Here is an 11,375-nt window from a genome sequence, read left to right as displayed (position 1 = left end):
TTAGCTTTGTTTGCGCGGGTGGGCGAAGGTGATGCGGAAGCAACTACCGCCTTCGTCACGCGTCTTGTAGTCCAGTCGAGCCTGGTTGCTTTCGCACAGCTCGCGGGAGATGTACAGGCCAAGGCCTGTGCCCTTGCTTTCGGTGGTGAAGAACGGCTCGAACAGCTTCCCCCGCTGTTCGGCGGCAATGCCGGGGCCGTCATCGAGCACTTCGAGTACCGGCAGGTCGGTCTCGCTGTCGCGGAACAGACGCAGCCAGACCTGTCCGGTGCCGTTTTTCTGAGTGCTGTACCGTAACCCATTCTGCACGAGGTTGGTCAGTACCTGCGTCAACTGGTGGGGGTCCATGCGCGTCTGCACTGTGCCCGAGCCAGTTTCGACATGGATCTGCTGGCCATCGCGCAGGCTTTCGCGCAGTTCTCCGGCGTAACGGTGAAGCCAGTATTTCAGGTCGAGCAACTGCGGCTCGGCCTGGCGCCGGCGCGACAGCTGGAGGACGTTCTCGATGACCAGGTTCATGCGTCGCGACTGGTCCTGGATGATCTGCGTCAGGCGCCTGTCGGGCTTGTCCAGTTCTTCCGATTCCAGCAGCAGTTGCGCTGCGTGGCTGATCGCCCCCAGCGGATTGCGGATTTCGTGGGCGATGCCGGCGGTCAGCCGGCCGAGGGCGGCGAGCTTGAGCTGTTGCGCCTGCTGGGCGATCTGCGAGATGTCCTCGAGAAACATCAGGATGTGCTGTTCATTGCCCCGGCGCAGCGGGATGAAGCTCGGCTGCACGGTAGGGCCGGATTCCAGCGGTTGCAGGCTTGGCGGGCGCAGGGCGGGGTTCTGTTGCCATTGCTGGAGGCTGGAGACCAGTTGCGGACTGTACTCGGCCAGCGAGTGGCCGGGCAGGTCGTGGCCCCCCAGCAGGGTCGTCGCACTCTGGTTGGCCAGCAGCACGCGGTGACGGTCGCCCAGTACCAGGATGCCGGTGCGCATGCGCTGGAGGATCAGCGCATTGAGCTCTTCGAGGTTGGCTACCGTGGTCGCTCGCTGTTCGGCGATGCTCTCGACGATCTGCTGGCGCCGGGCCAGGGCCTGGATCAGCAGGGCCGAGGCAAAGCTCAGGGCCCCCAGGCCGCCGGCCTGCACGTAGTGGTTGATCGCCGTGGGCTGGCTGAGGCTCAGATAGAAGGTCAGGTAGATCAGGCCGATGGCGGCGATGGCCGCGATGAGCAGGCCGACGCGACCGCGCAGGAGGATATTGGCAATGGCGACGGCGACCACCATCAGGTTGCCGATGCCGCTGGGAATGCCGCCGGCGGTATAGAACAGCGCACTGAGCAGGAGTATATCCAGTGCCGCCAGGAGGAAGATGGGCAGCAGCTGGCGCGGTGTTGGCATCAGCACCGCGATCAGGATGTTGAGGACCAGGTAGACCCAGCAGCCGATGTGAAAGAGTTCGGGGTGGGCGAGCTTGAGGAGTTCATCGTCCAGGCTGCTGGAGATCAGCAGCACCAGCACCAGCCCGATGGTCAGGCGGTACAGATGGTACAGGCGCAGGACCCGCAGGCCCTGGCCCGTGAGGGAGATGCCTTCAGCGACCACGGTCGGTGTGGTCCTGTTCGAGGTGCGCCCGGCTGCAGTACCACTTGCTCTCATCCTTGAGGGCATGGCTCTGTGGCACATGCACGCCGCACTGCGCGCAGCGAACCATCGGCGCAGCCTGGTCGTCACCCTTGGGTTTCTCCACGGGGCGCGCCGGCCGGGTGGCCTTGCGCCACAACCACCAGCCCAGGGCGAAGAGGGCGATCCAGAACAGCAGACGAGTCATGGCAATCCCTTGAACATAAAGACCGGCAGTTTATCCAAGCCGCGCGATGCCGGACAGTGAGCTTGCGCGCGCACCCTTCGATCCTGGGTGAAAGAGCTGCCATGGCCAGCCGGGATGAAAAAAGGGAGGCCGAAGCCTCCCTTTTTCGTCGAGCCCGACGGTATCAGTCGAAGATACCGAAGGTCATGTAGCTGAACCAGGAACGGTCGCTGCCGCCGGCGTTGCCTTCGGACTCGTGCTGTTCCTCTTCCACGTCGCTCTGATTCTCGGGCTTGAGCTCGGCGGGGATCTGCTGTTCGGCGTCCTCGTACTGCTTGATCACGTCCTTGGATGCCTGGGTTTCCATGTGCGGCGGGGCATCGTTGGTCTCGATCAGGCCCAGAGTGGCCTTGGCCAGCCAGGAACGATTGTCGGCTTCGTCTTCACGCGGAACGAACTGGCCATCCTTGAGGCTGGGGTTGTCCGGGTAGTTCGCTTTCAGGGTCTCCAGGCTGGAGTCGGCCAGGTCGTTCAGGCCCAGGCGTTGGTAGGCCTCGACCATGATCGCCAGGCCATCGCCGACGGCCGGGGTTTCCTGGAAGTTCTCGACCACGTAGCGACCACGGTTGGCGGCGGCGACGTAGGCCTGGCGCTTGAGGTAGTAGTGGCCGACGTGCACTTCGTAGGCGGCCAGCAGGTTGCGCAGGTAGATCATGCGCGCCTTGGCGTCCGGGGCGTAGCGGCTGTTCGGGTAGCGGCTGACCAGTTGGGCGAACTCGTTGAAGGAGTCGCGGGCGGCGCCCGGGTCACGCTTGGTCATGTCCAGCGGCAGGAAGCGCGCCAGCAGGCCTCGGTCCTGGTCGAAGGACGCCAGGCCCTTGAGGTAATAGGCGTAGTCGACGTTCGGATGCTGCGGGTGCAGGCGGATGAAGCGCTCGGCAGCGGCACGGGCGGCCTCGGGCTCCATGTTCTTGTAGTTGGCGTAGATCAGCTCCAACTGGGCCTGCTCGGCGTAGCGGCCGAACGGATAGCGGGACTCCAGCGCCTTCAGCTTGGCGACGGCGTTGGTATAGCTCTTGTTATTGAGGTCGTCCTGGGCCTGCTGGTACAGCTGGCTTTCGCTCAGGTTCTCATCCACCTTCTCACCCTTGGAGGAGCAAGCGGTGACGAAGGCTAGGATGGCGATCAGCAGCAGGTGTTTCACTTGCATGGCGGCTTGCGTCCCTGGACGGTCGGCTGTCGCGGCCGCAACCGTCTGTTATGATTGGCGCCCCAGGGGTACCCCTGGGACAAAGGCCCCGTATTTAACCACAGCGTGCCGCTGAACCAAAAGGCCGCGCGCCCTTCGTGTCCCGTCATGTCCAATATGATCCAACTCGCGGCAGAAGTGCCGTTCGACCTCGGTGGTCAGCGTCTCGACCAGGTCGCCGCCCAGCTCTTCTCCGACCACTCCCGTTCCCGCCTGGCTGGCTGGATCAAGGACGGCCGTCTCAAGGTCGACGGCGCCGTGCTGCGTCCGCGCGATATCGTCCATGCCGGCTCGCGCCTGGAACTGGATGTCGAGCTGGAGGCCCAGGGTGAATGGGTCGCCCAGGACATCGAGCTGGACATCGTCTACGAAGACGAGCACATCCTGGTCATCGACAAGCCGACCGGCCTGGTGGTTCACCCCGCCGCCGGCCACCAGGACGGCACCCTGCTCAACGCGCTGCTGCACCATGTGCCGCACCTGGCCAACGTGCCGCGCGCCGGCATCGTGCATCGCCTGGACAAGGACACCACCGGCCTGATGGTGGTGGCCAAGACTCTGGAAGCCCACACCAATCTGGTCGCCCAGTTGCAGGCGCGCAGCGTCAGCCGCATCTATGAAGCCATCGTCACCGGCGTGATCGTCGCTGGCGGCACCGTCGATGCGCCCATCGGCCGCCACGGTGTGCAACGGCAGAAAATGGCAGTGATCGAGACCGGCAAGGTCGCCATCAGCCATTACCGCGTACTGGAGCGCTTCCGCGCGCACACCCACACGCGGGTGAAGCTGGAGACTGGGCGCACCCATCAGATCCGCGTCCATATGACGCACATCGGCCACCCGCTGGTGGGCGATCCCACCTACGGCGGGCGCTTCCGGATTCCGCCGGGTGCCAGCCCGACACTCATCGAATCCCTGCGCGACTTCCCGCGCCAGGCCCTGCACGCGCGCTTCCTGGAGCTGGACCACCCGGCTACCAACGTGCGCATGAAATGGGAATCACCGCTGCCGGACGACTTCACCTGGCTGCTGAGCCTGCTGCGGCAGGACAACGAGTCGTTCGTATGAGCCCCTGGCTGACGCCCGACTGGCCGGCTCCGGCGAATGTCCGCTCCTGCGTGACTACCCGTGCCGGCGGCGTCAGCGCCTTGCCTTTCGACAGCTTCAACCTCGGTGAGCACGTCGGCGACGAGCCCGCCGCCGTCGCCGAGAACCGTCGCCGCCTGACCGCCGAGCTGGGCTGCCAGCCGGCCTGGTTGAGCCAGGTGCATGGCATCGAGGTGGTCGAGGCTGATCCGTCCGCTGTCGCCACCGCGGATGCCAGCTGGAGCGATACCCCTGGCATCGCCTGCACCATCATGACCGCCGATTGCCTGCCAGCGCTGTTCTGCGACCGCGCCGGCACTCGCGTCGCCGCGGCCCATGCCGGTTGGCGCGGGCTGGCCGGTGGCGTGCTGGAGGCGACCGTGGATGCCATGGGCGTCGCGCCGGCAGAACTGCTGGCCTGGCTGGGTCCGTCCATCGGCCCGCAGGCCTTTGAAGTCGGTCCGGAAGTGCGTGAGGCATTTCTGGCCGAACATGCCGAAGCCGAGCGCGCCTTCCTGCCCAGCGCCAACGCCGGCAAGTACATGGCTGACATCTATGAGCTGGCGCGCATCCGCCTCGCCGCAAAAGGCGTCACCGCGGTCTACGGTGGAGACTTCTGCACCTTCACAGACGCCGAACGCTTCTATTCCTACCGCCGCAGCTCGCGCACCGGCCGCCTGGCCAGCCTGATCTGGCTCGCCTGACGCCCTATTCGTAGGAGCGGACTCTGTCCGCGATGGTCTCAGGCGCGATGCAGGCCTATCGCGGACAGAGTCCGCTCCTACGATCATTTCGAGAGCATCATCTGACGGGTGTCATGGCCAAATGGCTTGAACCGACCAAAATCGTCCTTATCTATCTGGCATCCCGGCGGGTTAGTCGTGACCAGGGGCACTCATCGCTCCGGCCCGCTCTAGACAGGAAGGACGACCCTCATGCGAATCGACCGTTTGACCAGCAAGCTCCAGCTTGCCCTCTCCGACGCCCAGTCCCTGGCCGTTGGACATGACCACCCGGCCATCGAGCCGGTGCACCTGCTGTCCGCGCTCATCGAGCAGCAGGGCGGCTCCATCAAGCCCCTGCTGATGCAGGTCGGCTTCGACATTCCCGCGCTGCGCTCCTCTCTTAATAAGGAGATGGACACGCTGCCGAAGATCCAGAACCCCACTGGCGACGTGAACCTGTCGCAGGACCTGGCGCGCCTGCTCAACCAGGCCGACCGCCTGGCCCAGCAGAAGGGCGATCAGTTCATCTCCAGCGAACTCGTACTGCTCGCCGCCATGGACGACAGCACCAAGCTGGGCAAACTGCTGACCAGCCAGGGTGTCTCCAAGAAGGCCCTGGAGAACGCCGTGGCCAACCTGCGCGGCGGCGAGGCGGTAAACGATCCCAACGCCGAAGACTCGCGCCAGGCTCTGGACAAGTACACCGTCGACATGACCAAGCGTGCCGAGGACGGCAAGCTTGACCCGGTGATCGGCCGCGACGATGAAATCCGCCGGACCATCCAGGTCCTGCAGCGCCGCACCAAGAACAACCCCGTGCTGATCGGCGAACCAGGCGTCGGCAAGACCGCTATCGTCGAAGGCCTGGCCCAGCGCATCGTCAACGGCGAAGTGCCTGACGGCCTGAAGGACAAGCGCCTGCTGGCGCTGGATATGGGCTCGCTGATCGCCGGCGCCAAGTTCCGTGGCGAGTTCGAGGAGCGCCTGAAAGCCGTGCTCAACGAGCTGTCCAAGCAGGAAGGCCGGATCATCCTGTTCATCGACGAACTGCACACCATGGTCGGCGCAGGCAAGGCCGAGGGCGCCATGGACGCCGGCAACATGCTCAAGCCGGCCCTGGCCCGCGGCGAGTTGCACTGTGTGGGCGCCACCACCCTGGACGAATACCGCCAGTACATCGAGAAGGACGCCGCACTGGAGCGCCGCTTCCAGAAAGTCCTGGTGGATGAGCCGAGCGAGGAAGACACCATTGCCATCCTGCGTGGCCTGAAAGAGCGCTACGAGGTGCACCACGGTGTCACCATCACCGACGGCGCGATCATCGCCGCGGCCAAGCTCAGCCACCGCTACATCACCGACCGCCAGTTGCCGGACAAGGCCATCGACCTGATCGACGAGGCTGCCAGCCGCATCCGCATGGAGATCGACTCCAAGCCGGAGGAGCTCGATCGCCTGGATCGCCGCCTGATCCAGCTGAAGATCGAGCGCGAGGCGCTGAAGAAGGAAGACGACGAGGCCACCAAGAAGCGCCTCGCCAAGCTCGAAGAAGACATCGCCAAGCTCGAGCGCGAGTACGCCGACCTCGAGGAAATCTGGAAATCGGAGAAAGCCGAGGTTCAGGGTTCCGCGCAGATTCAGCAGAAGATCGAGCAGGCCAAGCAGGAAATGGAGGCCGCGCGGCGCAAGGGCGACCTGGAAACCATGGCGCGCATCCAGTACCAGACCATTCCGGACCTGGAGCGCAGCCTGCAGATGGTCGACCAGCACGGTCAGACCGAGAAGCAGTTGCTGCGCAACAAGGTGACCGACGAGGAAATCGCCGAAGTCGTCGCCAAGTGGACCGGTATTCCGGTGTCCAAGATGCTCGAGGGTGAACGCGAGAAGCTGCTGCGCATGGAAGACGAGCTGCACAAGCGCGTCATCGGCCAGCACGAAGCCGTGGTTGCCGTCTCCAATGCCGTGCGGCGTTCCCGCGCCGGCCTGGCCGACCCGAACCGCCCCAGCGGCTCGTTCCTCTTCCTCGGCCCGACCGGGGTGGGCAAGACCGAGCTGTGCAAGGCGCTGGCCGAGTTCCTCTTTGACACCGAGGAAGCGCTGGTGCGCATCGACATGTCCGAGTTCATGGAGAAGCACTCCGTGGCCCGCCTGATCGGCGCACCGCCGGGCTACGTGGGTTACGAAGAGGGCGGTTACCTGACCGAAGCCGTGCGCCGCAAGCCTTATTCGGTGGTGTTGCTGGACGAGGTCGAGAAGGCCCATCCGGACGTCTTCAACGTCCTGCTGCAGGTGCTGGAAGACGGCCGCCTGACCGACAGCCATGGGCGTACCGTGGACTTCCGCAACACCGTGGTGGTGATGACCTCCAACCTCGGTTCGGCGCAGATCCAGGAGCTGGTGGGTGACCGCGAGGCGCAACACGCTGCGGTCATGGATGCGGTGAATGCGCACTTCCGTCCGGAATTCATCAACCGGATCGACGAAGTCGTGGTCTTCGAGCCGCTGGCCCGCGAGCAGATCGCCGGTATCGCCCAGATCCAGATGGGGCGTCTGCGCAAGCGCCTGGCCGAGCGCGAGCTGAGCCTGGAGCTGAGCGACGAGGCAATGGACAAGCTGATCGCCGTCGGTTTCGACCCGGTGTATGGCGCGCGACCGCTCAAGCGCGCGATCCAGCGCTGGATCGAGAACCCGCTGGCGCAACTGATCCTGGCCGGCAGGTTCAACCCGGGGGCGAAGATCAGCGCCAAGGTAGAGAACGACGAGATCGTCTTCTCCTGATCGACAAACCAGCAAAAAGCCCGCCAATTGGCGGGCTTTTTCATGGCTCCCTGTAGGGGCGAGCTTGCTCGCGAACACCCCCCGCTGCCGGGCCGATAGTTCGCGAGCAAGCTCGCTCCTGCATGCAGAGTCCTGAGCGTCAGCCGGTCTCGCGGGCACCACCGAGCATGACCAGCAGTTGCTCGAGCAGCTCGGCCTGGTCTTCGGCGATATCGATGATGTGGAAACCGGCCCAGCCCAGTTGGCCATCGGTGCCGGCACGGCTCCACAGGCAGTCGGCACCGAGTTGGATTTCGCCGATTTCGTCCAGCGGCGGTGCTGGCACGAGCTGGCAGTCCCAGACGGAGTCAGCTTCCGGAACCTCCACGCCGCAGAGCATGAAACCCTCTGCGGAAAGATCGGCAAGGCGGCCCAGGCTGCGCCCGGAATGGCGGTCGAAGACTTCCACGGTCAGCCCGGTCTGCTGCCGGCTGTGCTGGCGACGTTCTCCCATCGACTGCTCCTTCAGGTCTGTGCCGGGCTGCGCCCGGAAGTAAAGCGTTGCAGGACCCGGTAGATCGCGTTCAGCGCACGATCCATCAGCGGGGCGGACTGTTCCGTCGGTACCAGGCGGACCTTGCCCGCTTCCATTTCCTGGGCCAACTGCACTATCGGTTTGACCGCTACCCGCTGCCCGGTGTGGTCGACGAACATATAGTTGCGCGTGGTCGGGCTGAACCACGAAAGCTTGAGCCGGCGTGCCGGTGTGGTGTCGCTGAACTCGAACCAGGTGCCGAACTCCAGGTGGCTCAGTTCCTTCATCAGTACCCGCACGCGTTCGGACAGGGGCTCGGCGCTGGGTTTGCTGAGCGTATGGCCTTCGGCACCGAGCATGGCGCCCAGCGGGCTTTCCGGCAGCTCCTGCTTGAGCTGCGCGGCAATCTGCGGCTGCTGGGCCTGGATCGCGTGCTGGCAGGCGACCAGGTCCTGCAGCAGGCGACGAATGCCGTCCTCGTGGTATCCGCCCAGGACTTCCAGGCCCTTGCGCAGTTCTTCCAGCAGCGCCAGACGGATGGCCTGCAGGTGTTCACGGCCGGCGGCGTCCAATGGCGTCACGCTCCACGCCAGTTGCTCGCCGACTTCGCAGGCGCGCCGCCATTCATCGCTGTGTTCGCCGCTGCGCAAGACAATAAAGGTGAGAGCATCGCACCAGCTCATTTCGAGGAAGTTACGTACCAGCTCCGGCAGTTCGCGGTCGCGGGTCACCTTGGCGATGGCATCCAGTGCCTGCTCCCGTGCCGCCAGCAGACGGTCGCGGCCACGGGCGGCTTCCATGGCGCGTCGTTCGCGCAACTCGACCTTCTGCCGCAGGTTGGTGACGTACTCGTTGAAGTCGCCCAGCAGGTTATCGAACAGTGCAAGGTCGCCAACGAAGTCCTGGATCACCCGCTCGACCACCCAGTGCATCTTGGCCAGCAGGGCGCGCTCCTCACCCTCTCCGCCGTAAAGCACGCCGGCCTGGGCCATGGCGTTGAGCAGCTTGCGCGCGGGATGGTGGTGCTGGGTGAACAATTGCTTGTCCAGCAGCGCCACCTTGAGGAAGGGCGTGTGCAGGTGGGAAAGCGTGGTCTTGCAGCTGTCAGGCAGGTTTTCGTCGTCAAGGATGAAGTCGAAGACCATGCCCACCAGGTCGATGACATCGGCTTCCTGGTCGGTCAGTCGGGTGTTGTTCGGTTGCGCGCTGCCGGCTTCCAGCTGGCGCTGCAGATTGGCCTTCAGGGCGTCGACCGGTTGCGGTTGGCGCAGGCGATGTGCCAGCTCCTGGGCGGATTCGCGCTGCAGGCGATTCAGTGCCTCCAGCAGTTCGTTGGCGCTGTAGGTTGTCGTGGCCGAGCTCGGGCCGAAGCTGACGATGCTCTGGGTGTTGCCGAACAGCGTCGCCTTGTTGCCGCGTCGGCGATGCTCGGCGAGCAGCACCGCGAGTCCGCCGAACAGGGCATTGCGGTCGCCGGGGGGCATGTCCGGCAATTCGCCCGCCGTGTAGGGCGCAGATGCCGCTGGCCCGCCCTCGGTCGTCACGGTGTTCTTCTCGGGCGGGGCCGAGCGGGGTGTTGGCGCCGAACGCTGCCCCTGTGGGCGGTACTTCAGGTTTGGCAGGATGCCGCCGTCGGCCAGGCGCTTGTTCAACTGTTCATACAAAGGCAGCAGGTGCTGCATCACCTGCTGGTCGAACAGGACATAAAGAATGGTCTTGATCCGCAGCGGGAAGTCACTGCGTGCCAGGGTGTCGCGGAAGGCCTGGGCAATTGCCTGGGGGCCGAAGGGGTTGCGATCTTCCCCCAGCTTGCTGCCATTGTTGAGCAGCGCCAGGCGCTGATCCAGGGCGAACAGCGGCTGGGCGCAGTGGGCCCGCACCTGGTTGACCATGTTGGTCACCAGCAGCGTCTCTTCATACTCATCGTTGCCGACCAAGGTCAACTGGTCCATATCGAGATCTTCCAGCGGCGCTGCGAGTGGCAGTCTGCCCTCGAGGAAGTCGCTCAGCCCCTGGGCTATGCGCTGGTGATAGAAGCGCTCGAGATTTGGCCGCTCTCGGCGGACTTCGCGCATGGCGTCGAAGAAGAGTGCCTGGACCTGATTGTTCTCGGCCTTCTCGGCGCACTCGAAGAGCGTGTCGTCCACCTGGGCGAAGACATTCCCCAGGAGCTCGGCGAGGTGGTTCATCGCCAATTGGCGGCAGCCCTGTACCAGTTCACCGAAGCGGGGCTGGATTACCCGGCTGGCGACAGGGGAGGGCGGTGGGGTGTCCTTGTTGCTCATGGCCATCCTGTGCGTGATCGTTCCGTTTACACCCGCGGTGGATCACTTGGGCTTTTCCATGCACATATAGCAACCAGCCCGGCCACCTGCAAAGCAGAGAAAAACTTTTTGGATCAGAGTGTTGACAGGCGTTTCGATATACGTAAAATGGCGCGCCTCTGATACGGGATTCCGGTGAAGCCGGAAGCGAAGTGGAGGAGATTGAAAGGTTCGTCGTTCCGCGATAGCTCAGTCGGTAGAGCAAATGACTGTTAATCATTGGGTCCCTGGTTCGAGTCCAGGTCGCGGAGCCAACTTTCAAACGGGGTATAGCGCAGTCCGGTAGCGCGCTTGCTTTGGGAGCAAGATGTCGGGAGTTCGAATCCCCCTACCCCGACCAAATTTTGGGTCGTTAGCTCAGTCGGTAGAGCAGTTGGCTTTTAACCAATTGGTCGTAGGTTCGAATCCTACACGACCCACCATATTCAAGGCGTCTACTTGTAGATGCTGGAAGCGCGTTAAACCGTTTCAAAAAAAGCCCACCTGATGGTGGGCTTTTTTTTGCTCTCAATTCTTCACCATTGCACTAATTGGCATGGCGGCTTGGTATCGATTCGCTTCGACTTCCCGGTCGTGGATCCTTTATGAAAGTGGCTCATCCGCCCTGACCTGCTTTCGTCATTCGCCATTCCTGGCGGCCTACGGCGCCGATCAGAAAAGCCAAGTGCTTTGTCAGGACATTCTGATCTGCCGGGCTGTGGCGAAAATTTAAGCTGCTCACCTCACAAAGCGTGTACCCGAGGTGGGTCAAATGGCAATTGAAAATATCGGTGTTATCGCCGCAACCGAGAGCGCGTCGAAGAAAATTGCGCTCAAGTCTGGCGATAAGATCAAGGCAAAAGCAGGCACCAAATACCTGCTCCAGGTCGACAGCAAAGACGTCGCTCCCGAAAACGTCACGGTCAAA

8 protein-coding genes and 3 tRNA genes are annotated in these 11,375 nt (G+C 63.7%); 6 read left to right on the top strand and 5 right to left on the bottom strand.

Annotation, left to right across the window (positions count from 1 at the left end):
* The 3 genes from N5C91_RS10955 to N5C91_RS10945 all read right to left on the bottom strand — a co-directional run bounded on the left by N5C91_RS10955 (position 1) and on the right by N5C91_RS10945 (position 3,005).
* Entirely contained in the window at positions 1-1,590 is a 1,590-nt protein-coding gene (locus N5C91_RS10955; protein WP_236175526.1) for an ATP-binding protein, read from the bottom strand.
* On the bottom strand, positions 1,580-1,816 hold the full coding sequence (locus N5C91_RS10950) for a PP0621 family protein (RefSeq protein WP_275094733.1): 237 nt from the start codon (positions 1,814-1,816) through the stop codon (positions 1,580-1,582). The genes N5C91_RS10955 and N5C91_RS10950 overlap by 11 nt, the downstream gene beginning before the upstream one ends.
* Before the next feature lie 163 nt (positions 1,817-1,979).
* Positions 1,980-3,005: an outer membrane protein assembly factor BamD gene (locus tag N5C91_RS10945; protein WP_236175527.1), complete on the bottom strand. Its 1,026-nt coding sequence runs from the start codon at positions 3,003-3,005 to the stop codon at positions 1,980-1,982.
* A 147-nt stretch (positions 3,006-3,152) separates the two neighbouring features.
* Between N5C91_RS10945 and rluD the strand changes: the two genes are divergently transcribed.
* The 3 genes from rluD to clpB all read left to right on the top strand — a co-directional run bounded on the left by rluD (position 3,153) and on the right by clpB (position 7,630).
* The gene (gene rluD / locus N5C91_RS10940) at positions 3,153-4,112 is read left to right on the top strand and encodes a 23S rRNA pseudouridine(1911/1915/1917) synthase RluD (protein WP_236175528.1); all 960 of its coding nucleotides are present in this window, start codon (positions 3,153-3,155) and stop codon (positions 4,110-4,112) included.
* Complete coding sequence (gene pgeF, locus N5C91_RS10935; RefSeq protein ID WP_279829581.1) at positions 4,109-4,834, top strand: peptidoglycan editing factor PgeF; 726 nt, start codon at positions 4,109-4,111, stop codon at positions 4,832-4,834. The genes rluD and pgeF overlap by 4 nt, the downstream gene beginning before the upstream one ends.
* Positions 4,835-5,065: 231 nt before the next feature.
* Positions 5,066-7,630: an ATP-dependent chaperone ClpB gene (gene clpB, locus N5C91_RS10930; RefSeq protein ID WP_236175530.1), complete on the top strand. Its 2,565-nt coding sequence runs from the start codon at positions 5,066-5,068 to the stop codon at positions 7,628-7,630.
* Positions 7,631-7,769: 139 nt separating this feature from the next.
* On the opposite strand, the gene N5C91_RS10925 is transcribed toward clpB, so the two are convergent.
* Both N5C91_RS10925 and N5C91_RS10920 read right to left on the bottom strand, forming a co-directional pair.
* Positions 7,770-8,123 (bottom strand): PilZ domain-containing protein, encoded by a 354-nt coding sequence (locus N5C91_RS10925; protein ID WP_236175531.1) that lies wholly within the window; start codon positions 8,121-8,123, stop codon positions 7,770-7,772.
* Positions 8,124-8,134: 11 nt separating this feature from the next.
* Entirely contained in the window at positions 8,135-10,429 is a 2,295-nt protein-coding gene (locus tag N5C91_RS10920; protein ID WP_279829578.1) for a DUF1631 domain-containing protein, read from the bottom strand.
* 217 nt (positions 10,430-10,646) lie between these two features.
* Here N5C91_RS10920 and N5C91_RS10915 point away from each other — a divergent pair.
* From N5C91_RS10915 to N5C91_RS10905, 3 genes are all read left to right on the top strand, one after another.
* A tRNA-Asn gene (locus N5C91_RS10915) sits at positions 10,647-10,722 on the top strand.
* A gap of 9 nt (positions 10,723-10,731) precedes the next feature.
* Positions 10,732-10,808 (top strand) — tRNA-Pro (locus tag N5C91_RS10910).
* Positions 10,809-10,814: 6 nt separating this feature from the next.
* Positions 10,815-10,890: transfer RNA gene (locus tag N5C91_RS10905), tRNA-Lys, on the top strand.
* Positions 10,891-11,375 lie beyond the last annotated feature (485 nt).

The sequence above is a fragment of the Pseudomonas sp. GD03903 genome (genome assembly GCF_029840045.1).
Lineage (GTDB): Bacteria > Pseudomonadota > Gammaproteobacteria > Pseudomonadales > Pseudomonadaceae > Pseudomonas > Pseudomonas pseudonitroreducens.
This window is presented reverse-complemented; position numbering and strand designations above follow the sequence as displayed.